Genomic DNA, 26,157 nt, shown 5'->3' on the forward strand with positions numbered 1-26,157 from the left:
GGACAATGACGGGTAACAGAACCAACCATTGTGCCCATGTCCGCCGAATCCAGCCCCCGCCCCGAAAGTGCCCTCCCTCTAGGCCGAGAGCTCGTGCTCAAGGTCATTCCCATGCCAGCCGACTGCAACGCCAATGGCGACATTTTTGGCGGCTGGGTCATGGCCCAGGTTGACCTGGCCGGCTCTGTCTTGCCCGCACGCCATGTACAAGGCCGCATGGCGACCGTGGCGGTGAACCAGTTCATCTTCAAGCAGCCAGTGCGCGTGGGCGACATCCTGAGCTTTTTCGCCCATGTAGAGCGCATCGGCAACACATCGATCACAGTGCAGGTGGAGGTTTTCGCCGAACAGTTCCGCAGCCAGGGCGCCTACGTGAAGGTGACAGAGGCAAGCCTGACCTACGTGGCCATTGACGATCAGGGCAAACCGCGGAAGATTCCGCGCGGCACGGTTCAGGCGCCGACCTGACCCAACCCGGAAAGGCCTCTGGCCGCCTCCGACAGCGCGCCCCGCACCCTCATGGGCTATCGCGGACCAGGCGAACCGCATAACCGGAGGCGCGGAAGTAGAAAGCCACGTAAGCGTCACTCAAGCTGACACCCCAACCAATGTTTTCAGATCCCACGGTGGCAAAAGGCGAAGACGACCACTGATAACGGGCCTCCGCACCAGGAAAAGCCGTCGCATCGATGTGCGCACCGCTGCTGATGCTGCGGTCAATCAGGCTGGCGAGTTCCTTGATGTGGGGCAGGCGCCAGCCGTCTCGGCTTCGGGCCCGAACCAGCGCGCCCTCCTGGCTGAAGGTGCTGATGCCTCCGGTGCAAGCCCCCCCATCCCAACTGAACCCTTCCTGGCATCGCCGCCACGCAAGCCCGGTCCATGCGTCGTTGACCACGTTGTTGGCCGCATCCCCTGGGTAGGTCGCCGAGCTGTAGGTGAACCGGATGCCGCTGGGTGCAACGCCCCGCACCAGTCGCACCGCATACCCCGAGGCTGAACGCTGGGTTTTCGCGGCGTTCCCTGAGCCAAGGTCGCCGAGCCAAGCTTCGGCACTGTTGGTGCTCACCAGTTCGCTGGTCCAATGGAACTTGCTCGCCGTGTTCGGAAACCAGGCGCTCCGAATCGCCGGGCCATTCACGCCGTAGTCCACGATGCCTTGCAATTCCCGAACGGTGGGCAGGCGCCAGTCGGAGAAGCCACACAGGCTGGACGCGTTCACCGCCGCCAGGTAGCCGCTGGCGTCGCTGGCGGCACCGCCGCCGAGATTGGTGTAGGTGTTGTCCTTGTCGCGCAGGCCACCGTCGTCGGTTTTGCCCTCCCAGATCAGACCGGTCACATCGTCCTTGACACAGCTGGTCAACGGCTCGCTGTTCACGGTGCTGTAGCTCAAGGCGTTGATTGCCACGCGGTGCCCGTCTTGCTGGGGGTTCAGATCCGTCGCGTCTTTGCTGCTGCAGGCCACCCGGGTGTCGCTGCCAGCTTTGTAGCATTGGTCGGCCGTCACACCTGAGTGGGGCACCTTTGCCACAAAGGGTTCCGGCGGCGCCCATCCGCTGGTCAACACGTAATACCCGATGCCTTCATAGCTGTAGGTTGCGGCGAGGTTGGTGATGATGCTGTCGCGCTCGCTGACGCTCGCGGTGTAGAAATGAAAGCCTTTGTTGGGAACGTAAAACCGGTACAACGGCGTGAACCCGGCCCCGGCCACCTGGCTGGCGTGGTAGGCCACGCCTTCGTAGCTGAACTGCGGCAAATTGGCCACCAGGTTGGCCCGCTCGGTCTCGCTGATGGTGTAGAAGTGCACCCCCGACTGCGTGTTGTAGAAACGGTGCACGGGAGAAAGCCCGGCCGAAAAATCGCTGGCCACCGAAAAGGCTGGGCCGTCGAAGCTGAATGGGGGCGAGAGATTGGCCGCAACGTTGGCGCGCTCGGTTTCACTGGTGGTGTAGAAATGCGCAGCGGTGCTGGTGTTGTAGAAACGGTAGGCGGGAATGCGCACCGCAGCGGCTTTGCGCGCCACCTGGCCGCTGGCGTAGGCGCTCTTGGGCGCGATGACGCCTGGGTTGAGTTGCACCTCGGTATCAACCGGGTCTGTGGATGGCAGCTCTGCTGTCCGGGCCCGCGCTTCGGCCGCATCCAGCGATGCCTGGCTCATCTGGGCGCCTTTTGCGAGCTGGGCCTCGTCGCCAGCGCTGGCCGCACCGGGAGCACTGCCGCCCTGGGCCAGACGGTCGAGTGTGATGTCTGTGGCCGGCAGGCTGCCAGCGCTCTCAGATCCCTGCCCGCCGCCACAGGCAGACAACAGACACAGCAAGAACAGCGCACCCGTTGCACGCCAATGTAAAGGGGTTGGCTTCGCTGAGCGCATGAAGTTTCTCCTTGACAACGCGCCATGCCTTGGGCGCCCGGGCAGGGTAACACCTGGCACCCATCTTTGCCACCCTGCCACGGGCGATGTACCCCGTCCCGCACCCCGTTGAACGCTGTGATCGCTCCAGGTTCTGCGCCGCCACCCCAAACCCTTTCTCCGGTTGGGCGCGCTGACGTACCGCCCAGTGGATCCTCGTGTGCGAACAAGCGCGCCCTCAACAGCGGGTCCCTCGACCACCACAGACACGGCGTGCGACTCCGACACGCAGCCAGCAGCGTTCGGCGCTTTCCGGTGCCCGGTCTTCACCGGATGGTGCGCCGGTCGGGAGACCCATGAGGTCGGTGCCAACGCGCTCCGAAGCAACCCTCCTCTGCTTCGATCAAGCGATCGTCCCGAAAGTGGGTCATCGAACCTGAAAACAAAGACGCTTGCGCGACCCACTCCCGGGAGAACCCCTAGCGCCAGTGACAGGCAAGCCCGATATAACTGGGGTCAAACATGCGTCGGGCGTGCCGCATTTTTTGCAGCGCTCGCCGACAAAAACAACAGGAGACAACAACGTGCAATTGCTGCAGTTGCTCATCAGTGGCATCGCCCAAGGCTGTATTTACGGCCTGATTGCCCTGGGGTTTGTGCTGATCTACAAAGCCACGGAAACGGTGAGCTTTGCCCAGGGTGACCTGATGATGGTCGGCGCCTTTGGCGGCATGTTGGCCATGACGCTCATGGGCTTCCCTTTCTGGCTGGCGGTGCCTGCCGCCATCATCGGCATGGGGCTTTTTGGTGTGGTGGTTGAGCGGCTGGTGATCCGACCCATCCTCGGGCAACCCGCCTTCTCCATCGTGATGCTGACCATTGGCGTGGGCTACGTATTGCGTGGACTGATCACGATGATCCCCAACATCGGCACCGATACCCACACACTCGATGTGCCCTACGCGGGGCAGGTCTTGAGCATGGGAGGACTGGTGGTCTCGGCCGAACAGATCGTGGTCATTCTGGCCACCGCCATTCTGTGCGGCGGCCTGTTTGCATTGTTCAAATACACCAAGCTCGGCATTGCCATGCAGGCCGCTTCTCAAAACCAGCTAGCCGCGTACTACATGGGCATTCCCGTGCAGCGCATCAACGGCCTGGTGTGGGGTCTGGCCGCAGCGGTTGCAGCCATCGCCGGCCTGCTGCTCGCACCCATCACCTTTGTGCACGCGAACATGGGCTTCATTGGTCTCAAGGCCTTTCCCGCCGCCGTGGTCGGTGGCTTTGGCAGCCTGCCAGGCGCCATCGTCGGCGGCCTGGTGATCGGCATCGTCGAAGCGGTGGCGGGTTTTTACCTGCCCGAGGGTTTTAAAGACATCGCGCCCTACATCGTTGTGTTGCTCATGCTTGTCTTGAAGCCCAACGGTCTTTTCGGTGAAAAGCTGAGGAAGAAGGTATGACGAACGCTCATCGCGACGCGCCCCGCATCACTGCCAAGGGTCACTGCGGAACCGGCTTAGCCCGGCCGCGGGTGACGCCCGCCCAGGGGGGAGGCGCCGCAGGCGCATCGGGGGGGAGCATCTAGTGCGCTTCATTTTCAAAACCGACTACAACCAGGACGTCAAGCTCGCCAAGCATGGGGGGCATGTCTTCTGGTACAGCTTGCTGGGCCTGGGATTGCTGATTGCCCCATGGACCATTGAAGAATACTGGCTGGCGCAACTCACTTTCGTATTGATCTATTCCATCGTGGGACTGGGCCTGATGCTGCTGGCGGGTTTCACCGGCCTCTTTTCCCTTGGCCATGCTGCCTTCCTGGGCGTGGGCGCCTACACCGAAGCCATCATGGTGAACGCAGGCGTACCCTTCCCGATTTCCCTCGCCTGCGCAGGCTTGCTTTCGGCCGCAGTGGGCATGGTGGTGGGCTTGCCTGCGCTGCGGGTGAAGGGCATTTACCTCGGTATGGCCACGCTGGCTTTTGGCTTCATCGTCGAAGAGGCCATGGCACGGTGGGAGAGCATGACGGGCGGCAACGCAGGCCTGTCGGTGAATTTTCCGGCCATTGGCGACTGGCAGCTGGACACCACAAACGAGTTCTACTTTCTCTGCCTGGTGATTACCGTGATTTCCACGCTGGCCATCGTCAATCTGCTGAGATCAAGCACCGGACGGGCCTTCGTGGCCATTCGGGACTCCGAGATTTCTGCTCAGAGCATGGGCATCCACCTGGCCCGCTACAAAACGCTGAGCTTCGCACTCTCAGCCGCCTTGGCCGGCGTGGGCGGCGCGCTGTACGCGCACAAGATCATGTTTCTCTCACCCGAGCAATTCAGCATCGTGCAGTCGATCGACCTGCTGCTGCTCGTGGTCATCGGGGGCCTGGGCTCGGTTCACGGTGCGTTCCTCGGCGCCATCTTCCTGATCGTGATGCCGCAACTCATCGCCATGGGCAAAGACCTTTTGCCCGACGCCATTGGTCAGGCGGCTGGTTTGCAGGGCACGGTCTACGGCATGGTGCTGATCGCATTTGTCCTGTTTGAACCCATGGGCCTGTACGGTCGCTGGCTCAAGGTGCGCACCTATTTCCAGCTGTTCCCGTTCTACCGCAAGGGCATGTTCAAGCGGCAGAAGTCTTTCCAGAAATCGGATCGATTGAAATGAACAGACTGCCCCACCCCCGGATGGTCCTCCCTACGCCGCTTCGCGTCACCCCCTTGAGGGGGCACCGCTTCCACGGCGCTCAGGGTTTGCATACCCTTTCTCCGGACAACCTGCCATGAGTGACGACCTGCTTCTTTCAGCCAAAAACCTCAGCGTGCGCTTCGGCGGCGTGCTGGCGGTGAACAACGTGAGCTTTGATGTGAAGCGCGGTGAGGTGTTCACCTTGATCGGACCCAACGGCGCGGGCAAGACCACAGTGTTCAACCTGATCAGCCGCATCTACACACCCACTGCAGGCACCATCGATTTTGCCGACCCCAGGGGCGGCATGCTGCGGCTGACCGATCAGCAACCGCACCAGATCGCCAGTCTGGGCATCGCGCGCACGTTTCAGAACATCGAGCTGTTCGAACACGCCACGGTGCTGCAAAACCTGCTGATCGGGCGCCACACCCATCGGAAAACCGGCTTGTTGAGCGAACTTTTCTTCACCGGAAAGACCCGCGCCGCCGAAATCGAGGCACGGGAAAAGGCCGAAGAAATCATTGAATTTCTTGACCTGCAACATCACCGCGAGTCACTGGTCGCCGGCCTGCCGTATGGCATTCGCAAAGTGGTCGAACTGGCCCGGGCGCTGTGCACGGAGCCCAAACTGCTGTTGCTCGACGAGCCTTCATCGGGTCTGAACGTTGAAGAGACCGACGACATGGCCTTCTGGATCGCCGACATCAAAAACGAACTGGGCATCACCGTGTTGATGGTCGAGCACGACATGAGCCTGGTGTCCAAGGTGTCTGACCGTGTGTTGGCGATGAGCATGGGCGAAGAACTGGCCAGCGGCACACCGGCCGACGTGCAAAACCACCCCGGTGTGATCGAGGCCTACCTCGGCTCGGAAGACGACGTGTCGGCGCTGCGCCGCGAGAACCACCAAAAGGAGGCAGCATGAGAGAAGCAGGGCAGCCCCGGGGTTCGACTGGCCCTTCGGGGGGCAGCGCCGCTTGCGCAGCAACAGGCTTGGGGGCGATATGACCGTTCCCATGACAGACAACGCCGTGCTCAAGCTGCTCAACGTTGAGAGCGCCTATGGGCCCATCAAGGCCATTCGCGGGGTGAGCCTGCAGGTGCGCCGGGGTGAAATAGCCACCGTGCTGGGCTCCAACGGCGCGGGCAAAACCACCATTTTGAAAACCATCAGCGGCATCATCGATCCGCGCAAGGGCTCCATCGAATTCAAGGGCCAGAGCATCACGGCGCTCGACCCGGCCTTGATCGTGCAGCAAGGTTTGATGCATGTGCCTGAGGGGCGCGAAGTGTTTCCGCTGCTCTCGGTGCGGGACAACCTGCAAATGGGCGCCTACACCCGCAAAGACCGCGACGGTGTAGCGCGCGACATGGAGGCGGTATTCAACTACTTCCCCATCCTTCGTGAACGGGCTGCGCAAGATGCCGGCCTGCTCTCGGGCGGACAACAACAGATGCTCGCGATTTCGCGCGCCTTGATGGCCAACCCCGACCTGATACTGCTTGACGAGCCCAGCCTGGGTCTGAGCCCCAAGCTCACCAAAGAGATCTTCGAGATTGTCGTGCGCATCAACCGCGAACGCGGCACCACCATCTTGCTGGTGGAGCAAAACGCCAACATGGCGCTCAACGCGTCGGACTACGGCTATGTATTGGAGAACGGCCGCATCGTGATGGAAGACACCTGCGCCAAGCTGCGGGAAAAAGACGACATCAAAGAGTTCTACCTCGGCATGAAAGAAGAAGGCGTTCGCGCCGATCGCCGCTGGAAGAAAAAGAAGAACTGGAGGTAGAGATGACTCACCCCTGCGCCGCTTCGCGCTCCTCCCAGGCCTGCTCAAGCAGGCTTGGAGCCGCGGCCCTCAGCCCCCTCAAGGGGGCGGCACTGGCCGTCCGGCAAAGCCGGCCCGGCGGCGCCCTGGGTTGCGCGCGCTCTTTCGCAACGCATCTGGCCATGAAGAAAATTTTGGAACCGTCAAGATGAGCTACCTCTGGGATCTTTCCGCGATTCAGCCGCAGCCCAACGTGGTGATGCAAGGCGACACCATGCCTGCTGTTTTCTGGCACGCCGTGAAAGCGCGCGGACCCAAGGTGTGGATGCGCCAGAAAGACTTCGGTATCTGGCGCACCTGGACCTGGAACCAGACGGGCGATGCCGTGCGCGACATCGGCCATGGCCTGATGTCCCTGGGCTTTGAATCACGCGAGACAGCGTCGATCCTGTCCAACACCAACATCGAATGGGTGTTGTGCGACCTCGCGGTGTTGAGCGCCAACGGTGTGTCCAACGGTATCTATCCCACGGATGCGGCCGAGCAGGTCGAGTACCTCTGCCAGGACTCTTCGACCACCGTGCTGTTTGTGGAAGACGACGAACAACTCGACAAGGTGCTGGCGGTTCGCGAGCAGTTGCCCAAGCTCAAAAAAATCGTTGTGTTCGACATGGAGGGCCTGCGCGATTTCGACGATCCGCAAGTCATCAGCCTGGATGACCTGCGCGCGCTGGGCCGCGAGCACCTGAAGCACAACCCTGAAGCGCTGAACCAGCGCACAGCGGCCTGCAAGCCCGAAGACCTGGCCATTCTGGTCTACACCTCGGGCACCACCGGGCGGCCCAAAGGCGCCATGCACAGCCACCATGGACTGGTCTACACCGTGCGGGGCTACAACACGCTCATCGCGCGCGACGAAAACGACGAGTGCATGTGCTTTCTGCCGCTGTGCCACATCGCCGAGCGCATGGGCGGCGAGTATTTTTCGCTCTACACCGGCGCCAAGCTCAACTTCGTCGAGAACCCCGAAACCGTGCCCGAGAACGTGCGCGAGATCGCGCCCACGGTGTTCACCGCCGTGCCGCGCGTGTGGGAGAAGTTCTATTCAGGCGTGATGATTTCGCTCAAGGAGGCTGGCGCGGTTCAGCAGGCCGCTTACGCCTGGGCCATTGGTGTGGGTCAGCGCGTGGCCGATCAGGTTTTGAAGGGTGAAACCATTTCAGAGGGGTTGAAACTGCAATTTCGGATAGCGCGCCTGCTGGCGCTCAACAACGTGCGCAAGCTCATCGGCATCCACAGGGCGCGTTTCCTGGTCACGGGTGCCGCGCCCATTTCCCCCGAACTGGTGCGCTGGTATCTGGCGCTGGGTCTGCCCATGCTCGAAGTCTGGGGCATGACCGAAACCTGCGGCGCTTCTACCGGCATTCCCGCCGACAGAATCAAGCCGGGCTCCATTGGCCCTGCCGCCGACTACAACGAAGTGCGCATCGATCCGCTCACAGGCGAAATTCTTGTGCGCGGGCCAAATGTGTTCATGGGCTACCTCAACCTGCCCGAGAAGACCGCCGAGACCATCGACAAAGAAGGCTGGCTGCACACGGGCGACGTGGGCCTGGTCGATGAGGAAGGGTTTTTCCGCATCACCGACCGCATGAAAGACATCATCATTACCGCAGGCGGTAAAAACATCACACCGAGCGAACTGGAAAACGAGTTGAAGTTTTCACCCTACGTCACCGACGCAGTGGTGATTGGCGACAAGTTGCCCTACCTCACCGTGATCATCATGATCGATCAGGAGAACGTCGAGAAATTTGCGCAAGACAACGACGTGCCCTTCTCGAACTACGCCAGCCTCACCCGTGCGCCAGAGGTGCAGCAGGTGATTCAGGACGTGATTGATGGTGTGAACAAGAAATTTGCCCGGGTCGAACAGATCAAAAAGTTCTTCCTGCTCGATACCCAGCTCAGCGCCGAAGACGAGGAACTCACCCCCACCATGAAGCTCAAACGCAAGCTGGTTCAAGAAAAATACGCTCCCCAGATTCAGGCCATGTACGCCAAATAGGCGTGCAAGCCGCGGCCACTTCACTTTCCAACCACACCAGGAGACATCACCCATGAAGCTATTTCAGGTCACCATGATCAGCGCCGCAATGGCCCTCGCCAGCGGTGCAGCCTTGGCAGATCAAGGCGTGAGCAAGGACGAAATTGTGCTCGGCTCAATTCAGGACTTGTCTGGCCCCATCGCCGGCTTTGGCAAGCAGCTGCGCTTGGGCATGATGCTGCGCGTTGACGAAGCCAACGAACAAGGCGGCGTCAATGGCCGCAAGATCAAGCTGCTGGTGGAAGACTCGGCCTACGATCCACGCCGCGCTGTGCTCGCCGCCCAAAAACTGGTCAACCAGGACAAGATCTTCGCCATGATCGGCCACATCGGCACCGCCACCAACATGGCCGCCATGCCGGTGCAGTTCCAGAAGGGCGTGATCAACTGGTTCCCTGTCACGGCTGCGCGCCAGATGTATGAGCCCTTCCACAAACTGAAATACTCTTATGCGGCGCCCTACTACGACCAGATGCTTCTGGGGGCCCCCAAGCTGGCCAAAGAAAAAGGCGCCAAGAAAGTGTGTGCCATGTACCAGGATGACGACTTCGGCATCGAGGTGCTGAAGGGCGCAGAAGATGGCCTGAAAGCCGCTGGCATGGCCATGGCCGAGTCCACGTCTTACAAGCGTGGTGCCACCGATTTCTCTTCGCAAATCCAGAAGCTGGCGTCGGAGAAATGCGACATGGTCGTGCTGGGCACCATCATTCGTGAAACCATCGGCGCCATCGCCACCGCCAAACGCCTGGGCTTCAACCCTGTCTTCCTGGGCTCCAGCGCAGCCTATACCGACCTGATTCACAAACTCGGCGGCGGTGCCGCCATGGATGGCCTCTACGCCACCATGACCGTACAAAACCCCTACCTTGATGCAGCCTCACAGCCCATCCGGTTCTGGGCCAACAAGTACCAGACCAAGTTCAACGAAGAGCCCACGGTGTTCTCGGTGTATGGGTACAACGCCGTGGATGCCTTCCTCGTGGCGGCCAGCAAGGCCGGCAAAAACCTCACCACCGACAGCTTCATCAAGGTCATGGACAACATGACATTCCCACCCGACATGTTCGGCGGCGCCGAGCAGACATTCACCGCCACCAAGCGCCTGGGCAGCGATTCGGTGCGCATGTCGGTGATTGAAAACGGTCGCTGGAAAGTGATATCCGAGTACATCCACAAGTGACCTGAATGCCACTCAACAGGTAACGCAACGCCTGCTTTCGCGGGCCATGTGCGAAAGCCGCCTCGCTTGATGCGAAGGCGGCTTTTTTTCTTGTCCACTTCAAGCAAGCCCAATTTGATGAACGCCTACACCGCCGCCTGGCTCGCTGACACGCTGCTGGTGCTGCACGTGGGCATCGTTGTGTTCGTGGTGAGCCTGCTTCCTCTGGTGCTGATGGGCGGTGTCAGGGGGTGGCGATGGGTGCGCCGGCGCAGCATTCGTTTCACCCACCTGGCGCTGATGCTCGTCATCGCCACCCAGGCCTGGATGGGCCGACTGTGCCCACTCACCGTATGGGAACAGGCGTTGCGACAACTGGCCGGCCAAGGGGCCTACCGCGAGAGCTTCATCGAACACTGGCTTTCTCGCCTGCTTTACTGGAGCGCACCGCCCTGGGTATTCGTGGCGGTGTACTCGGCGTTTGCGCTGCTGGTGGCGTGGGCCTGGTGGTGGGTGAGGCCGGGCAACGGTGTGCCAGGGCGAGACCAGGCACGGACTTGAAAGTCCCTTGGTCAGAAGGCCCCACTCGGCACCGAGGTCGCCGGCGGGTCACCAGACAGACTGCAATGCAATGCAAGCGCACCGCCCGGTCAGAACCGGGGCCCTGCCAGGTCTCAGGCAAGAAGACCGACGCCAGGCCCAGCAAAGCACGGCTACGCCGCTGTAAGCTGATCCCGTCCACCGGTGACGATTGGGTTGCTTCTGACGGCTCACACCGGTGTTGCCTGAGTCATACTTTGATACATGCACTTGAAACGTCTGCTCAAATGCAAATGCGGTTTCAACATCTTCCCGCAACAACCGATATAGCTGACTCCCTCCTTGCTCATGTCATTTGCCATGCAGATCCCGATTGCAATAACGGCCATGCCAATCCTGCGTCGCAAAGGTACGCCTCGCAGCGACCGCGGCACACACGTCGCGCGGTTGCGGCAGCCAACCACATGGATTTCTTTGGTGATTCGCCAGTTGTCCTGGGGGCTTCTGCTGGTTTTCTGCGTGATCGGCAATGGCTGGGCCCAGGCCCCGCAATCCGGCGCACGTCCAACATCGATCGTTGTTGTCACCGACGACAACTACCCGCCGTTCATCTTTCGCGATTCCTCGGGCCAGGTGCAAGGCATTCTCAAGGACAGTTGGGCATTGTGGGCGAAGCACACCGGCATCACCGTCGATCTGCAGGCCATGGACTGGGGCAAGGCACAAGCCATCATGGCAGCAGGGCAAGCCGATGTCATCGACACCATATTCAAGACCGAAGCACGCAGTGCCCTATACGATTTCAGCGAGCCGTTTGCCAAGCTCGACGTGCCGATTTTCTTTCATCAAAGCATCAGCGGAATCGTCAACGTCGACTCGCTCAAGGGGTTCACCGTTGGTGTCAAGGATGGCGACGCCTGCATCGATTTCCTGCTCTCGCAAGGTGTCGACAGCATCAAAAAGTACCCCAGCTACCTGGATGTCATTGCCGCAGCAGGCGCCGACGAGGTGCGGGTTTTCTGTGTCGATCAACCTCCTGCCGTCTATTTGCTCAACCAGCTTGGTATTGCCAATCGGTTTCGCCAATCCATGCCTTTGTACACGGGCGAATTCCACCGTGCGGTGCGAAAGGGCAACACCGCGCTGTTGAAAACAGTTGAAGACGGATTCGCACAGATCACCGCCGCCGAACGGCAGCAGATAGACCACAAATGGTACGGATCCACGGTCGCGGCCTCAGGACTCATGCGCTTTGCAGACTATGCACGAGATGCCGCATACGGCCTGCTGGGCATCTTTTTTCTGGCAATGGCCCTGGTGTTCTGGAACCTCACCTTGCGCGGGCGCGTGGCGAAGAAAACGGCAGAACTGTCCCAAACCATCGATGCCCTGAACGAAGCAAAAACCGCAGCGGAGCAATCACTGGGGCAACTGAATGCCACACTGGTCGCGATTCCCGACCTGATGTTCGAGGTTGACCTCGAAGGCAGATACCACGAAGTCCATTCCGCCAGCGACAGCTTGCTTGCGGCGCCCGCGTCAAGGCTGCTCGGCAAAACCATCAGCGACGTGATGCCTGCAGATGCGGCCGGCATCACCATGTCGGCGTTGCGCGAGGCCAATGAAAAAGGCGATTCGCGCGGGAAGCAGATCCGGTTGGAGGTGCCCGAAGGCGTGCGCTGGTTCGAGCTGTCCATTGCCCGCAAGCCGGTTGAATCCGGACAGGCCCACCGGTTTATCGCCCTATCCAGAGACATCACAGATCGCAAGCGTTTCGAGGATGCGCTGGCGACCAAGACCGCATTGCTGCGCGACACCTTCGACAACATGAGCGAAGGGATCAGCATCGTGGACGGCAACCTGCGACTCGCTGGATGGAACCGGCGCTTCGCCGAACTGCTCGAACTCCCCGAGTCATTGCTCAACGAAAACACCACCTTCACCGACATCATCCGATTCAACGCACTGCGCGGTGAGTACGGCCCAGGGGATCCAGAGGAGCAAGTGCGTGAGCGCGTAAAACTGGCCCTCCATCCTCAACCCCATCACATCGAACGCGCCAGGCCCAACGGCAGCGTGATTGAAGTTCGCGGCGTACCGCTCCCTGGAGGCGGAATTGTTTCCACCTACACCGACATCACGGCTCGCAAGCAGGCCGAGGCCGCGCGCGAGTCGCTGGAAGGTCAATTGCGCGAGTCACAGAAGATGCAGGCGATTGGCACCCTTGCCGGTGGCATCGCCCACGACTTCAACAACATCATCGCTGCGATTCTCGGCAACACGAACCTGGCGCGGCAGGATGCGAGCGACAACCCCCAGGTCCTGGAAAGCCTGGAAGAAATTCACAAGTCGGCAACCCGCGCCCGTTCTCTGGTGCAGCAGATACTCTCCTTCAGCCGCCGCCAGCCAACCGCGCGGAAGCTGGCCTCGATGGTCACCGTCATCGAAGAGTCCGTGCGCTTGTTCCGTGCCACCCTACCTGGCCGGGTAATGATCGAGCTCCAGGCCGACGGAGAGACGCCACTTGTACTTGCCGATCCCATGCAGATTCAGCAGGTGGCCATCAATCTGGTCAACAACGCCATGCAGGCGATTGGCGACGCGTCCGGGCGCATTGGTATCAGGCTCGACACCGTCATGCTTGACACCAAGTTCGTCGAGGCCCACCCGGCATTGCGCGGGCTGCATGCGGCGCACCCCGGTCGCACGGTTCGGCTTTCGATTGCCGACAACGGCCCGGGCATGGATGCCGCCACGATGGCGCGGGTCTTCGAGCCGTTCTTCACCACCAAGCCAATCGATGAGGGTACCGGTCTGGGCCTCTCGGTGGTGCTTGGCATCGTGCAGACCCACGAAGGCGCCATCACGGTGGACAGCCAGCCTGGAAAGGGGGCGACATTCACGGTCTACCTGCCAGCAGCGCAAGCCATCGCAGACGCAGCGACGTCCCCCGAGCCTGCGCATCCCGCGAGCGCAGCCGCTGCAGACCCGAGCAGCGACCTGCGCATTCTGTATCTCGATGACGATGAGTCCCTGGTGTTTCTGGTCACCCGCCTGCTGGGGAGGCGCGGATACCAAGTGAAGGGGTTTATCGACCAGCACGAGGCGCTGACAGCAATCCGGGAAGACCCGGCGGCGTTTGACCTGGTGGTCAGCGACTACAACATGCCGGGCCTGTCCGGACTGGATGTGGCCCGTGAAATCCGGACGATTCGCGCCGACCTGCCGGTCGCGGTGGCATCCGGGTTCATCGATGAAGTGCTTCAAGCTCAGGCCGGCGGCGCGGGGGTGCGGGAGCTGATCTTCAAAGCCGGTGCCGGCGAGGAGTTTTGCGCGGCATTTGAACGGCTGGCAGAAACGGTGAAGGAGTCATTGAACCGAGGGTAGGTTCCCCGCTCGGCAATCCCCGGGGCAGCGAATGTCACTGCATTCGCGGTTCGGGCCCCGCATTGGCGATGTGGGTTGTGCTGACACCCGGATGCCGGCTTTCGCACAACGGTTTCAATTGTTGCCAGGGCTTCGGCGGGGGAAAATCCCCAGTTCAACACCCTCCAACCCGCCGAGCCTCCACCTCAAACGGGTTGTCCCAATAGGCATTCCGCCCACGCGTCCATTGCCAGGCGCCGGCCAAAAAATAAGCGGGAAGAAACAGTGGACCCCAACGCTCACACTGCAACACATGCACCCGCTCATGCGCGCGCAAACGCTCCAGTTCGTTGGCATGGGTACCAAGAATCACATGGCCGAAGGTGATGGCGGCGAAGGGCCAGCGGCGGTTGGGTGCGCTGCGCAGGGCGGCGATTTCAAACACGCCATCCACCACCCGCATGCGCGCGCCGGATGGGATCAGCAAGATGCCGAAGGCCAGACCCAACATTGAATTGGGTGAAGCCCAGGCCACGCGGGCCCAGCGCACCGCTTGGGTTTGCCACTTGGCGGTGGGCCTGCTGCGCATGGGGGCCAAACTCACGCTCAAGAAACGATGTAGGCGCCAGAGCCTGTCGACAGCAACTTGCCGTCGGCGCCGAAGAACTCCATGCGGGTCGAGGCCACGCGCGAGCCCAGGCGCATGACTTCGGCGCGGAGTTCAAAGTGCTCACCGATACCCGGGCGCAGGTAGTCGACCCGGAGATCGATGGTGCCCAGCTTGCCAAACCGGTGCAGGCGCTGTTCGGGCGATTCGTCCATGTGGCGTGCGCCGATGGCGGCCATGCAGGCCAGGCCGCCCATGGCGTCGAGACCGGCGCTGATCACCCCGCCATGCAGACGGTTGTGGCTGTAATGGCCAATCAGGTCGGGTTTCATGGCGATGGTGGCCACCACGCGCTCAGGCAAAAGGCTGGTGATCGTCAAACCAAGGACCTTGTTGAACACAATTTTTTCTTCAAAAATGGCCTTCAGGCCGGCAACAAACGCCGGTTCAAATTCGCGTGGTGGTGTGGTGGTTTTGCTCATAGTCCGGATTGTCGTGCAGCCAGTTCTTTCATGATTTCTTCGGCGCCGCCGCCGATCATCATGACCTTGACCTCGCGGTAGACACGCTCGCTCACCGTACCCCGCATGAAACCCATGCCGCCCAGAATCTGCACGGCGGCATCGGCGCAGAATTGCATGGCCTGGGTGGCATGGTTTTTCAGCAGGCAGACCTGCGCCACCCATTCGGTGCCGGTGTCGCCAGCGTCGGCGCGGGCCGTCAAGACGTCCACCCATGCCTGTGTGGACTGAACGCGCATTTGCATGTCCATCAGTTTGTGGCGGATCACCTGGCGTTCAATCAGCGGTGCACCAAAGGTCTGGCGCTGGCGAGCCCACGACAGGGCCTCTTCAAAACACGCCTGCGAAAACCCCAGCGCAATGGCGCTCATGGCCAGCCGTTCGCCATTGAAGTTGCCCATGATGATGCGAAAGCCGCCACCCTCTTCACCCAACAGGTTCGACACGGGCACCCGCAGGTTGTCGAACCGCAGGTGGGCGGTGTCTGAGCAGTGCCAGCCCATTTTGTCGAGCTGTGTGCGCGAGAGACCGGGCGCGTCACAAGGCACGAGCAACATGGAAATGCCACTGGCGCCCTTGCTCTCGGGCGCGGTGCGCGCGGCCAGGGTGAGCCAGTCGCAGCGCATGCCCGACGTAATGAACACCTTTTCGCCGTTGACCACATAGTGATCACCATCGCGGCGCGCCGTGGTCCGCAGGCTGGCCACATCAGAGCCACCGCCGGGCTCGGTGATCCCCAGTGCGGCAATGGCGTCACCACGCAACACCGGTGGCACCACCGCCGCCTGCAACTCGGCCGACCCGTGGGCCAGCACCGGCGGCAAGCCAATGTTGAGCGACAACAGACTCGCCACCAGGCCGCCACTGCCTCCCACACGGGCCAGGGTTTGCGACAGGGCATTGCGTGCGCGCCAGGGCGCCGGTGTGCCGCCCAGGTGCTCGGGGTAGCCCAAGCCCAACAAACCGAGCCCGGCGGCTTTGCCGTAGAGTTCGCGCGGGATTTCACCTGCGGCCTCCCACGCAGCCACATGGGGCACGATTTCTTCTCGTGCAAAGCGCTCCACTGTGTCGATCAGGGCCCTCAGTTCATGCGCGGAAAACCCGTCGGCATGCATTGTTGCTGTTTCTGCGTTCATGTTTCGGCCTCAAACCGCATCAGCAACTGGCCAGGTCCCAGCTGCTGCCCTTGTTCGACCAGCAACTCGGCCACAATGCCATCCCGGGGCGCTGCCAACGAGTGCTCGAGCTTCATCGACTCGACCACGAGCAATGTTTCGCCCTTGATCACGGCCTGTCCTGCCACTGCTTTCACACCGATCAGCTTGCCATTGAACGGCGCCCGCAAATCGTTGGTCACACGGGCGTTGCCCACGCCGCCTGGCGGCTGCATGCTCACATCATCAATCCACACCTCCAGCGCACTCGGCTCCCCGCCACCGCTGAGCTGCACATGCCAACGCCCTGCGGATGTCGCCACTGCATGCGTGACCCAGCACTGCCCTTCCAGGATCACCGCCTTGCCGTTGCTGCCATCGGAGAGCGGTGCCACATGCGCCGTGCACTCCAGACCAGCGCCCGAGAGGCGCACGTGTGCGCCGCCGATCTCCAGCACGTCGATCGCCACCGCCCGCCCGTCCAGCGACAAACGCACCGGCCTGGCCCAAGGACACGGCAACGCTGCCGCAGGCAAGGACCGGGCATAGAGCACGGCCAGCGCGGCCACGCGCTCGGCATCCGAGCCCGCTGCCACACCCAGGCGCTCACGCACTTCGTCGCCATGCCCCTGCAGAAACGGAACCAAGGCCTGGCCGGCTCTGAAAAGCGGATGCGACAAACAGGCAGCCAGAAAGGCCCGGTTGCTTTGCACGCCCAGCACCCGTGTTTCGTTGAGCGCACATGTCAGGCGATCCAGCGCCTCTTCGCGGGTCGGCGCATGGGAGATCCACTTGCCCAACATGGCGTCGTAGTGCGGCGACACCACCAGGCCATGTTCAATCGCATGGTCCAGGCGCAAACCACCACTGGCATCAGGCGCGTGAAAGCCATGCACCGTGCCTGTTTGAGGTATGTAGCGAGCGTCTTCTGCACACAAACGCACCTCCACCGCATGGCCCTCCAGGCGCACCTCATCCTGTGTCAACGGCAGCGCCTCCCCGCGCGCCACCCGCAATTGCCACTCGACCAGATCCAGTCCGGTCAACGCTTCGGTCACAGGATGCTCCACCTGCAAGCGGGTGTTCATTTCCATCAAATAGAACTGTGACCCCCACGCTCCACCGCTGCGCGGGTCGCTGCCCTCCAAGGGGGCTGCCTCGCCTTGGGGCGGCCCGGCGTCGAGGCTGCTTGCCCCCCACGCTCCACCGCTGCGCGGGTCGCTGCCCCCCAAGGGGGCTGCCTCGCCTTGGGGCGGCCCGGCGTCGAGGCTGCTTGCCCCCCACGCTGCTCCGATGCGCGGGTCGCTGCCCTCCAAGGGGGCTGCCTCGCCTTGGGGCGGCCCGGCGTCGAGGCTGCTTGCCCCCCACGCTGCTCCGATGCGCGGGTCGCTGCCCCCCAAGGGGGCTGCCTCGCCTTGGGGCGGCCCGGCGTCGAGGCTGCTTGCCCCCCACGCTCCACCGCTGCGCGGGTCGCTGCCCCCCAAGGGGGCTGCCTCGCCTTGGGGCGGCCCGGCGTCGAGGCTGCTCGCCCCCCACGCTGCACCGCTGGGTCCCAACACAGCCGTCTCGCCTTGGGAGCCACCTTCCAGCAGGAATTCCACCGTGCCCGCACCCACATACCCGGCGGCCTGAGCCAGGGCCACTGCACAGCGGCCCAGTTCGGCGCGTTGCTCGCGCGACACCGCAGGGCTGGGGGCTTCTTCGATGATCTTCTGGTGGCGCCGCTGCACCGAACAATCGCGTTCACCCAAGTGAATGCAATGCCCCTGCGCGTCGGCAAAGATTTGCACCTCCACATGACGCGGGCCGAGCAAGGCACGCTCGATCAGCAAATCGCCATCGCCAAAAGCGCTCAAGGCTTCCGAGCGCGCGCCAGCCAGGGCTGGCAACAACCCATTTGCCGCATTCACCAGCCGCATGCCGCGCCCGCCGCCGCCAGCCACCGCCTTGACCATCAAGGGGTAGCCCATTCGACCGGCTTCACGCTCGAACGTGGCGTCGTCCTGATCGGCGCCGCTGTAGCCCGGCAGGCAGGGCACCCCGTTTGCCAGGGCCAGCGCCTTGGCTGCAGCCTTGCTGCCCAATACCCGAATCGCGGCGGCTGGTGGTCCGACCCAGATCAGACCCGCATCGACCACTGCCTGGGCGAACTCGGCGTTTTCGCTCAGAAAACCGTAGCCGGGATGCACCGCGTCGGCGCCGCTGGCGCGCGCAGCAGACAACAGCTTGTCGATGCGCAAATAGGTATCGGTCGAGGCGTTGCCGCCCAGGGCCACGGCCGTGGACGCTTCGCGCACATGCAGCGCATCGCGATCGGCATCGGAATACACGGCCACGGTGGCGATGCCCATGGCATGAGCGGTGCGAATGATTCGGCGGGCGATCTCACCGCGGTTGGCGATCAGCAGTTTTTTCATGGTGATCAGGCGCGCGGCTTCTTGGCGATGCCCATGGTCTTGGCCAGAATGCCAAGCATCACCTCGTCGGCACCGCCGCCAATCGAAGCCAGGCGTCCATCGCGGTACATGCGCGACACCTTGTTTTCCCAGGTGAAGCCCATACCGCCCCAGAACTGCAAACAGGTGTCGGGCACGAGGCGGTTCAGCCGCCCCGCTTTCAGCTTGGCCATGGTCGCCCATTCGGTGACGTCTTCTCCCGCCACGTAATACTCACAAGCCTGGTAGGTCAGTGCCCGCAGGCTTTCCACCTCGGTTTTGAGCTCGCCCAGCTTGAATTGCACCCACTGCTGATCGGCCAGCGTGGCGCCAAACAGCTTGCGTTCCTGCGCGTATTCCACCGTCCATTGGATGCAGTTGGTGAGGCTTTGCAGCGTGCTCGCGGCGGCCCACAGGCGCTCTTCCTGGAACTGCTGCATCTGGTAAACAAAACCCGAACCTTCGGCGCCGATGCGGTAGCGCTGCGGCACGCGCACCTCATCGAAAAACAGCAGACCGGTGTCGCTGCTGTTCATGCCGATCTTCTTGATCTTCTGCCCCACCTCGAAGCCTTTGACCAGTTTGCCGTTTTCGCGCAGCGGCACCATGACCAGGCTCTTGTTTTTGTGCGCCGGCCCCTCGCTGGTGTTGACCAGCATGCACATCCAGTCGGCCTGCAGGCTGTTGGTGATCCACATCTTCTGGCCGCTGATCACGTAATCGTCGCCGTCTTTGCGCGCCACGGTTTTGATCGCCGACACGTCGCTGCCCGCTGATGGCTCAGACACGCCGATGCAGCCCACCGCGTCACCGCTGATGGCGGGCGCCAGAAACTGGGCGCGCAATTCGTCGCTGCCAAAGCGCGCCAGCGCGGGCGTGGCCATATCGGTCTGTACGCCGATGGCCATCGGTACGCCGCCGCATTCAATGTGGCCCAGCGCTTCGGCCATGGCCATGCTGTACGAATAGTCGAGCCCCGCGCCGCCAAACGCCTCGGGCTTGGTCAGGCCGAGCAAACCCAGGTCACCCATCTGCTTGAAGACCTCATGCGCCGGAAAAATCTCGGCCGCCTCCCATTCGTCCACATGGGGGTTGATCTGTTCGTCGATGAAGCGCTTGAGCGTCTTCTGGATTTCGCGGTGTTCGTGGGTGAATTGCATGGTTTGTCTCCTGGAGTTTTTATGGGCTCACATGCGGGCGACGGAAAACTGCATGGGGCGCGGCTGCCGCGCGGTGGCTTCCTTGCATGTGTCGAGGCAAAAACCCAGCACCGCCCGCGTATCGCGCGGGTCGATCACGCCGTCATCCAGCACCAGGCCACTGGTGTAGAACGCGTCGGACTGGTCGTCAAATACTTTCACGATCTGGTCAAACTGCGCCTGCATCTGGGCCGGGTCGGGCGTTATGCCTTTGCGCTTCATGCCCGCTTCGGCCACGATCTGCATGGTGCGCGCCGCCTGTTCGCCACCCATCACGGCCGTGGTGGCGTTGGGCCAGCTGAACAGAAAGCGGGGCGCAAATCCGCGACCGCACATGCCGTAGTTGCCGGCGCCGAACGAGGCACCGCACTGGATGGTGATTTGCGGCACCGTGGCGCTGGTGACGGCCTGGATCATCTTGCTGCCGTGTTTGATCATGCCACCCTGCTCGCTGTCTTTGCCCACCATGTAGCCGGTGGTGTTCTGCAAATAGACGATGGGGTGGCCGAGCTGGCACATCCATTGAATGAAGTGGGTGGCCTTGTTGGCGCCGGCCACATCAATGGGGCCGTTGTTGCTGATGATGCCCACGGCATGACCACCGATGCGCGCCTGCACACACAGCGTGGCCGCCCCGTAAAGCGGTTTGAATTCCATCAACTCAGAGCCGTCCACAACCCGGGCGATGATTTCGCGCATATCGACGGGCTCGCGGTGATGTGCCGGCATCAGACCCAGCAGCTCATCGACCGGCAGCGCCGGCAACGGAGCCACCTCGGTGTCGCGTCGGAGTCCCCAGTCGGTCTGACGGAGCAGCGTCTTCGCCAGGCCCAGCGCTTCGCGGTCGTCTTCCGCCAGGAATTCACCCAGCCCAGAGACACTGGTGTGCATCTCGGCACCGCCCAGCTCCTCTTCGCTTGCCACCTCGCCCGTGGCCGCCATCAACAGCGGCGGCCCGGCAAGAAAAGCGCGTGAGCGCCCACGAACCATGATCACAACGTCGGAAAGACCCGGCATGTAGGCACCCCCTGCGGTACCCGATCCGTGTTGAACCGTGATCACGGGCAGGCCCGCTGCCGACAGGCGGGCGAGGTTGCGAAACAGCGAACCGCCGATCACAAAACCGTCAACCTTGTACTTGGTGAGGTTGGCTCCAGCGCTTTCCACGAGGTGCACAAACGGCAGCCGGTTTTCCAGAGCCATTTCCTGCACCCGCAGGATTTTTTCAAGGCCACGCGGCTGGATGGCGCCGGCCTCGATGCCCGAGTCGCTTGCCACCACCATGCAGCGAACGCCGGCAATAAAGCCGATGCCCGCCAAAACGCCACCGCCCGGTACCGAGCGTTCCGCGTCCTTGCTGTCTTGCAGGTAGCCGGCCAACGAACACAGTGGCAAGAAGGCTGCGCCTTCGTCCAACAGCAACGCCAGACGCTCGCGGGGCAGCAACTGACCCCGCTTGTCGAACACCGGCCTGGATTTGGCGGAGGCTTGCGTGGCCCGGCTTTCAATGGCCCGCAACTGGGCAATACGGGCCAGCATCGCTTCCATGCGGGCTTGCGCCTGTTGGCTGCGGGCGTTCCAGCTGGATTCAAACGGGCTCATGTCGGTACTTTCAAAAAAAGGGACAGGGCGCTGGCGGTCAGCTCATCCAGGCCCACGCGAACGGCTTTCTCCCTGGCGTCCTCGGTGCCCGCTCCGGGTGGCTGGTACCACTGCACGGTCCAGTTGAGCGCGCCAAAAATCATCAGCCGCGCCAGGCGGGGTTCACCCGAGAGCCGCCCCTCGGCGTGAAGGCCCTTGAACACCGGTACCCAGGCCGCTTCATATACGTCTTTCACCGCCTTGATTTCACCCATTTGCGCGATGTCCAGCGCACGCCATTCGTAAAGCATCACCGGAATGAAATCGCTGTCAGCGCCCAGCAAGACCTCAAAATGGTTGCGAACCAGCACCCTCAACTGCGCTTCGACCGACGCCCCGCCCGCCAGTTGGGCCAGCGCTTTGTTTTGCCGCAGCAGCGCACTGCGCATGCCCTCTTCCATCACCGCAGCGAGCAGCGCCTGCTTGTTTTCGAAGTGGTAGAAGGGTGACCCTGAGCGCATGCCGGCGGCTGTGGCGATGTCGCGCGTGGTCGTGGCGGCGAATCCTTGCTGGCGAAACAGCCGCGCAGCCGCGCTCAGCAATTCAAGGCGGCGGTTGCCATCGTCGCGCTCGTCGAGCGTCTTGCGCGGGCGGCCGCGGGCGCGCCGGGGCGCTGCCTCCTTGGGGAAATCGTTGTGCACTGTGCTCATTGGCAGAAACTGTAGCAGTCCGGCATATTTTTAACAAGCAAGCGCTCAGCAAAAATCGCTTCGGTGACCGGGCAGGCGTGGCCAGCACCGCTCGTCGCATATTTCAATGGGGGTTATGCGGTTCCAGTACGATGCTTTTCAGAGAGAGAGAGCGTTGACTCCGCCGCTCGCCCCATTCATTTGACCCAGTTTTACAGGAGCCTGTTCGTTCGTCATGCGCCAACCCAGCCCGGCCGGAATCCCCATCCAGAAGTACCTTGCGCGACTCTATTGGCTGGGGGTCACACCTCTTCTCCTGCTGGCGGCCGGACTGGCCTTCAACAACGCCCAATCGATTCGCGCAGCCCAGGATGCCCAGGCCCGGCACATCAGCGCCAATTTTTCAAACGCGGTTGACCAACAGATTCAGACCACCATCAAGGTGCTTCAGGTCATCGCGCTGTCGCCGCACCTGGAAAATCAGGCTGAATGGCCACTGCTGTACCAGGAAGCACAAAAGGTCCAGACGATTCTGGGCAGTTCGGTGGGGATCCTGGAGCCCTTCGAGCCCTACGAGAAGCGCATGAACACCTCGCTGCCCTTCGGCGCCGAGTACCCCCCGACATCCAGGTCCAACGGGTTCCAGGCCTTGCCCGCGGCCATCGAGTCCCTCGAACCTGCGGTCAGTGATGGCGGGGTCAACGAGCTCAATCAAACCACGGCCATCGCGGTCGTGGTCCCGGCCGTCCGAGACGGGCGGGCTATCTACGCCGTGGTGAGCGCCATGAAGGTCGACAGGCTCCAGCGCCTGATCGAGCGCTTTGACCTGCCCGCCGGATGGACCATGGCACTGCGCGACGGCGCCGACCAGACCTTGGCCCAAGTCGGGCCAGACAAGCTTGACGACCCGGACATCCATGCCTCGCCCGATCGGTTCGCGGTCAACTCACAGGTCGATCGCTGGCGCGTGGTTTTGCGCATTCCCAGCAGCGCGCGCTACATGCCGCTCATGACCTCGGTCGGCGCCCTGGTGCTCTTGATTCTGGCGGCCACGCTGGCCGGTGCTTTTGGCAGCCGCCTGGCTGGCCGCCGACTGGCCCAATCGCTCGCGGCGCTCGCTGGTGGCACCGATGCCGGCGAACTGAAGATCGCCGAAATTCAACAAGCGCAGACGGTGCTCAATGAGGCCGCGGCCAGCGCGCGGCGTAACGACGCCCGCTTCCGAAGGCTGTTCCAGGACGCCCCGATCGGCATGCGACTGACCGACCGCGAGGGGGTGGTGATGGCCCAGAACGCCGCATTCGAGGAGATGTTTGGCTACACCATGGAAGATGCACCGAACATCCAGAAGTGGATGGAGCTGGCGCACCCCGATCCGGCCTACCGCCAGCGCGTGGGCGCCATGCGGTCTGAAGTCACAAACAACGAAGACGGGACCAGGAAGCGCACGAGCACCCGCCTGATCCAGGTCACCGACAAACAAGGCAAGGTGCACGAGGTGCAAGCCCAGGGCAGTTTTTTGCCCGATGGCCTGCTGGGCAGCTTCATCGACGTGACCGACCTGCGCAAGGCAGAAGACAACCTGCGGCTTTGGGCCGAATCGTTCCTGCACTCCGGATTGCAACTGGTCATCGCGGACCCCAACACCAACACCATCCTCACCGCCAATCCGGCCTTTGCGCGCGCACGCGGCTACACCCCCGAGGAAATGACCGGCATGCCCGTCACACGCTTGCTGCCGCCGGAAGACCTGGAGCGTATTCAAGCCGCGCTGGTCGAGCGCCGGAACCTGACCCACTTCGAGTTCACGGGTGAACACCTGCGCAAAGACGGCAGCCGCTTCCCGGTCGCCGCCCAGAGCACCGTCTCACGCAACGAGGCCGGGCAACCCGTTTCCCGTTTGACTTACGTGATCGATCTGACGGAGCGCCAGCGCGCGGAGGCCGAAATTCGCTCGCTTCACGCCTCCCTGGAACAAAGGGTGGCCGACCGAACCGCCCTGCTGAGCCAGGCCAACCAGGAACTCGACAGCTTTGCCTATACCGTGTCGCACGATCTGCGCTCACCACTGCGTGCGATGGACGGTTTCCTGCATCTGTTGCGCGAAGAGCATGGCGATCAACTGCCCTGCGAGGCCCATGAGCACCTGAACAAAATCAACAATGCCATCTTGCGCATGAAGAACCTGATCGAGGGCATTCTCACGCTCACCCACAGCGCCCGCCACGACCTCGCCCTGGAACCCGTCAACCTGTCCGACGCCGTGTCGCGCACCCTCCAGGACTGCGCCAATGCCGAGCCCGGTCGAAACATCCACTTCGAGATTCAGCCCGATGTCATCGTCACAGGCGACGCCAAGATGCTGGAAGTCGTTGTGAGCAACCTGGTGAGCAATGCCTGGAAGTACACCGCCAGGGCCGCCTCGCCGAGCATCCGATTTTTCTCTGAAACCAGAGGTGGCGAAACCTGGTTCTGCATTCAGGACAACGGCGCAGGCTTCGACACAGCCTATGCGGACAAGCTGTTCCAACCTTTCCAGCGCCTGCACCGCCACGAAGAATTCCCCGGCATCGGCATCGGTCTGGCCACTGTGCGCCGCATCGTGGTGCGCCACGGTGGCAGCATCACGGCCGAATCCAGTCTTGGCGAGGGTGCATGCTTTCGGTTCACCCTGAACGCAAGCGCACAAAAACCAGCGACAACTGGCTGATGTGCCTGCGCCAGTCGCCCGGACGACGCGCCACACCGAGCCCCTGTGCCACCATTCGGGCATGCAAAAAACATTTGATCTGATCGTGTTCGGTGCCACGGGATTTACCGGGCGCCTGGTGGCGGAATACCTCCACAAAACCTATGGTGTGGACCAGACGGTGAAATGGGCCATGGCCGGGCGCAGTGAAGCCAAGCTGAAGCGGGTGCGTGATGAGCTGGGCATCGGCCCCGATTTGCCGCTGCTGGTGGCCGACGCCAGCGACACCACCGCACTCAAATCCCTGGTGGCGCAAACCCGCGTGGTGATCACCACGGTGGGGCCCTACCAGATGGTGGGCAACGAGCTGGTGTTGGCATGCGCCGAAGCCGGCACCGACTACGTGGATCTGTGCGGCGAACCCGGCTGGATGGCACAGAAGATTCCACAACTGCAACCCATTGCAGCGGCCAGCGGCGCGCGCATCGTGTTCTCCTGCGGGTTCGACTCCATCCCGTTTGACCTGGGCGTTCTGTTCCTTCAGACCGAAGCCCAGCAGCGCTTGGGCAAACCACTCACCCGTGTGCACGGTCGGGTCAAGGTGATCAAGGGCGGGCCTTCGGGCGGCACCGCCGCCAGCCTGCTGGCCACCATGGAAGCCGTGGGCCGCGACAAGTCCCTCATCAAGATCTTGGGCAACCCCTTCGCGCTGGTGCCCGGCTTCAAAGGCCCGCGACAACCCAACGACCACATCGCCGAATGGGACGAACTGGCCAACAGCTGGACATCGCCCTTTGTGATGGCCCCGATCAACACCAAAAACGTGCACCGCACCCACGCCCTGCTCGGCCACCCCTGGGGCACCGATTTCATCTACAGCGAGCGCATGCTCACCGGCAAAGGTGAAAAAGGCGAGCTAAGGGCCAAGAAGGCCGCGCGCAACGACAAGTTGCAGAACATCTTGCTCGCCATCGGCCCGACCCGCGCACTCATTCGCCGTTTCGTGCTGCCCAAACCCGGCGAAGGCCCGACCCTGGAGCAGCGTGAGAAGGGTCACTATGAAGTGCTGTTCGTGGGAAAAACTGCCGACGGACGCGTGCTGAAGGCCACGGTGAAGGGCGATCGGGATCCCGGCTACGCCTCCACCTGCAAGCTGATCAGTGAAGCGGCCTTGTGCCTGGCAAACGAGGACGCGCTGCCGAAAGCAGCCGGTGGTGTGTGGACACCGGGCGCAGCCATGGGCCTGCCCCTGCTGGAGCGCCTGCAAGACCGTGCAGGCCTGAGCTTCGCGATCGAAGCCGACTGA

General features: G+C 62.4%; 19 protein-coding genes. 11 read left to right on the forward strand and 8 right to left on the reverse strand.

The annotated features are described in order from the left end of the window. Window positions 1-36: 36 nt before the first annotated feature. The gene (locus LPB072_RS21105; RefSeq protein ID WP_066091240.1) at window positions 37-468 is read left to right on the forward strand and encodes an acyl-CoA thioesterase; all 432 of its coding nucleotides are present in this window, start codon (window positions 37-39) and stop codon (window positions 466-468) included. A gap of 49 nt (window positions 469-517) precedes the next feature. Here the strand turns inward: LPB072_RS21105 and LPB072_RS21110 are convergent, their stop codons facing one another. Further along, a complete protein-coding gene (locus LPB072_RS21110; RefSeq protein WP_082876964.1) occupies window positions 518-2,368 on the reverse strand; it encodes a DUF1566 domain-containing protein in 1,851 nt (616 codons plus the stop codon). A 563-nt stretch (window positions 2,369-2,931) separates the two neighbouring features. Here LPB072_RS21110 and LPB072_RS21115 point away from each other — a divergent pair. The 8 genes from LPB072_RS21115 (at window position 2,932) to LPB072_RS21150 (ending at window position 13,997) form a co-directional block, all read left to right on the forward strand. Further along, complete coding sequence (locus LPB072_RS21115; RefSeq protein WP_066091245.1) at window positions 2,932-3,807, forward strand: branched-chain amino acid ABC transporter permease; 876 nt, start codon at window positions 2,932-2,934, stop codon at window positions 3,805-3,807. Window positions 3,808-3,931: 124 nt separating this feature from the next. Continuing rightward, a complete protein-coding gene (locus LPB072_RS21120) occupies window positions 3,932-5,008 on the forward strand; it encodes a branched-chain amino acid ABC transporter permease (RefSeq protein ID WP_066091247.1) in 1,077 nt (358 codons plus the stop codon). A 115-nt stretch (window positions 5,009-5,123) separates the two neighbouring features. Continuing rightward, window positions 5,124-5,957 carry an ABC transporter ATP-binding protein gene (locus tag LPB072_RS21125; protein ID WP_066091249.1) on the forward strand — a complete coding sequence of 278 codons (834 nt, stop codon included), beginning with the start codon at window positions 5,124-5,126 and terminating at the stop codon, window positions 5,955-5,957. Window positions 5,958-6,048: 91 nt separating this feature from the next. Beyond that, window positions 6,049-6,825: an ABC transporter ATP-binding protein gene (locus LPB072_RS21130; RefSeq protein WP_066091287.1), complete on the forward strand. Its 777-nt coding sequence runs from the start codon at window positions 6,049-6,051 to the stop codon at window positions 6,823-6,825. A 187-nt stretch (window positions 6,826-7,012) separates the two neighbouring features. Then, window positions 7,013-8,872 carry an AMP-dependent synthetase/ligase gene (locus LPB072_RS21135; protein ID WP_066091289.1) on the forward strand — a complete coding sequence of 620 codons (1,860 nt, stop codon included), beginning with the start codon at window positions 7,013-7,015 and terminating at the stop codon, window positions 8,870-8,872. A 52-nt stretch (window positions 8,873-8,924) separates the two neighbouring features. Next, window positions 8,925-10,091 carry an ABC transporter substrate-binding protein gene (locus LPB072_RS21140; RefSeq protein WP_066091251.1) on the forward strand — a complete coding sequence of 389 codons (1,167 nt, stop codon included), beginning with the start codon at window positions 8,925-8,927 and terminating at the stop codon, window positions 10,089-10,091. 117 nt (window positions 10,092-10,208) lie between these two features. Beyond that, entirely contained in the window at window positions 10,209-10,631 is a 423-nt protein-coding gene (locus LPB072_RS21145) for a DUF2784 domain-containing protein (protein ID WP_066091254.1), read from the forward strand. A gap of 366 nt (window positions 10,632-10,997) precedes the next feature. Next, on the forward strand, window positions 10,998-13,997 hold the full coding sequence (locus tag LPB072_RS21150) for a PAS-domain containing protein (protein ID WP_070263940.1): 3,000 nt from the start codon (window positions 10,998-11,000) through the stop codon (window positions 13,995-13,997). Window positions 13,998-14,151: 154 nt separating this feature from the next. Here LPB072_RS21150 and LPB072_RS21155 read toward each other — a convergent pair whose 3' ends face one another. Genes LPB072_RS21155 through LPB072_RS21185 form a run of 7 tightly spaced genes read right to left on the reverse strand, consistent with a single transcriptional unit; the run spans window position 14,152 to window position 22,183 of the window. Then, on the reverse strand, window positions 14,152-14,565 hold the full coding sequence (locus LPB072_RS21155) for a signal peptide prediction (protein ID WP_197508868.1): 414 nt from the start codon (window positions 14,563-14,565) through the stop codon (window positions 14,152-14,154). Window positions 14,566-14,582: 17 nt separating this feature from the next. Then, a complete protein-coding gene (locus LPB072_RS21160; protein ID WP_066091258.1) occupies window positions 14,583-15,065 on the reverse strand; it encodes a thioesterase family protein in 483 nt (160 codons plus the stop codon). Further along, the gene (locus tag LPB072_RS21165) at window positions 15,062-16,240 is read right to left on the reverse strand and encodes an acyl-CoA dehydrogenase family protein (RefSeq protein WP_066091260.1); all 1,179 of its coding nucleotides are present in this window, start codon (window positions 16,238-16,240) and stop codon (window positions 15,062-15,064) included. The genes LPB072_RS21160 and LPB072_RS21165 overlap by 4 nt, the downstream gene beginning before the upstream one ends. Further along, window positions 16,237-18,675: an acetyl/propionyl/methylcrotonyl-CoA carboxylase subunit alpha gene (locus LPB072_RS23290; RefSeq protein ID WP_083282194.1), complete on the reverse strand. Its 2,439-nt coding sequence runs from the start codon at window positions 18,673-18,675 to the stop codon at window positions 16,237-16,239. The genes LPB072_RS21165 and LPB072_RS23290 overlap by 4 nt, the downstream gene beginning before the upstream one ends. A 5-nt stretch (window positions 18,676-18,680) precedes the next feature. Then, window positions 18,681-19,853 (reverse strand): acyl-CoA dehydrogenase family protein, encoded by a 1,173-nt coding sequence (locus LPB072_RS21175; protein ID WP_066091296.1) that lies wholly within the window; start codon window positions 19,851-19,853, stop codon window positions 18,681-18,683. A gap of 27 nt (window positions 19,854-19,880) precedes the next feature. Continuing rightward, entirely contained in the window at window positions 19,881-21,494 is a 1,614-nt protein-coding gene (locus LPB072_RS21180; protein WP_066091299.1) for an acyl-CoA carboxylase subunit beta, read from the reverse strand. After that, window positions 21,491-22,183 (reverse strand): TetR/AcrR family transcriptional regulator, encoded by a 693-nt coding sequence (locus LPB072_RS21185; RefSeq protein ID WP_066091302.1) that lies wholly within the window; start codon window positions 22,181-22,183, stop codon window positions 21,491-21,493. The genes LPB072_RS21180 and LPB072_RS21185 overlap by 4 nt, the downstream gene beginning before the upstream one ends. A gap of 214 nt (window positions 22,184-22,397) precedes the next feature. Between LPB072_RS21185 and LPB072_RS21190 the strand changes: the two genes are divergently transcribed. Further along, window positions 22,398-24,872 (forward strand): sensor histidine kinase, encoded by a 2,475-nt coding sequence (locus tag LPB072_RS21190; RefSeq protein WP_066091303.1) that lies wholly within the window; start codon window positions 22,398-22,400, stop codon window positions 24,870-24,872. Window positions 24,873-24,933: 61 nt separating this feature from the next. Further along, window positions 24,934-26,157 carry a saccharopine dehydrogenase family protein gene (locus LPB072_RS21195; protein WP_066091305.1) on the forward strand — a complete coding sequence of 408 codons (1,224 nt, stop codon included), beginning with the start codon at window positions 24,934-24,936 and terminating at the stop codon, window positions 26,155-26,157.

The sequence above is a fragment of the Hydrogenophaga crassostreae genome (genome assembly GCF_001761385.1).
GTDB lineage: Bacteria > Pseudomonadota > Gammaproteobacteria > Burkholderiales > Burkholderiaceae_C > Hydrogenophaga > Hydrogenophaga crassostreae.

Excerpts from the sequence above, each read along its gene's own strand:
- LPB072_RS21105 (WP_066091240.1), top strand. The coding sequence starts at position 37 with ATGTCCGCCGAATCCAGCCCCCGCCCCGAAAGTGCCCTCCCTCTAGGC.
- LPB072_RS21110 (WP_082876964.1), bottom strand. The coding sequence starts at position 2,368 with ATGCGCTCAGCGAAGCCAACCCCTTTACATTGGCGTGCAACGGGTGCG.
- LPB072_RS21125 (WP_066091249.1), top strand. The coding sequence starts at position 5,124 with ATGAGTGACGACCTGCTTCTTTCAGCCAAAAACCTCAGCGTGCGCTTC.
- LPB072_RS21130 (WP_066091287.1), top strand. The coding sequence starts at position 6,049 with ATGACAGACAACGCCGTGCTCAAGCTGCTCAACGTTGAGAGCGCCTAT.
- LPB072_RS21135 (WP_066091289.1), top strand. The coding sequence starts at position 7,013 with ATGAGCTACCTCTGGGATCTTTCCGCGATTCAGCCGCAGCCCAACGTG.
- LPB072_RS21140 (WP_066091251.1), top strand. The coding sequence starts at position 8,925 with ATGAAGCTATTTCAGGTCACCATGATCAGCGCCGCAATGGCCCTCGCC.
- LPB072_RS21145 (WP_066091254.1), top strand. The coding sequence starts at position 10,209 with ATGAACGCCTACACCGCCGCCTGGCTCGCTGACACGCTGCTGGTGCTG.
- LPB072_RS21150 (WP_070263940.1), top strand. The coding sequence starts at position 10,998 with ATGCCAATCCTGCGTCGCAAAGGTACGCCTCGCAGCGACCGCGGCACA.
- LPB072_RS21155 (WP_197508868.1), bottom strand. The coding sequence starts at position 14,565 with ATGCGCAGCAGGCCCACCGCCAAGTGGCAAACCCAAGCGGTGCGCTGG.
- LPB072_RS21160 (WP_066091258.1), bottom strand. The coding sequence starts at position 15,065 with ATGAGCAAAACCACCACACCACCACGCGAATTTGAACCGGCGTTTGTT.
- LPB072_RS21165 (WP_066091260.1), bottom strand. The coding sequence starts at position 16,240 with ATGAACGCAGAAACAGCAACAATGCATGCCGACGGGTTTTCCGCGCAT.
- LPB072_RS23290 (WP_083282194.1), bottom strand. The coding sequence starts at position 18,675 with ATGAAAAAACTGCTGATCGCCAACCGCGGTGAGATCGCCCGCCGAATC.
- LPB072_RS21175 (WP_066091296.1), bottom strand. The coding sequence starts at position 19,853 with ATGCAATTCACCCACGAACACCGCGAAATCCAGAAGACGCTCAAGCGC.
- LPB072_RS21180 (WP_066091299.1), bottom strand. The coding sequence starts at position 21,494 with ATGAGCCCGTTTGAATCCAGCTGGAACGCCCGCAGCCAACAGGCGCAA.
- LPB072_RS21185 (WP_066091302.1), bottom strand. The coding sequence starts at position 22,183 with ATGAGCACAGTGCACAACGATTTCCCCAAGGAGGCAGCGCCCCGGCGC.
- LPB072_RS21190 (WP_066091303.1), top strand. The coding sequence starts at position 22,398 with ATGCGCCAACCCAGCCCGGCCGGAATCCCCATCCAGAAGTACCTTGCG.
- LPB072_RS21195 (WP_066091305.1), top strand. The coding sequence starts at position 24,934 with ATGCAAAAAACATTTGATCTGATCGTGTTCGGTGCCACGGGATTTACC.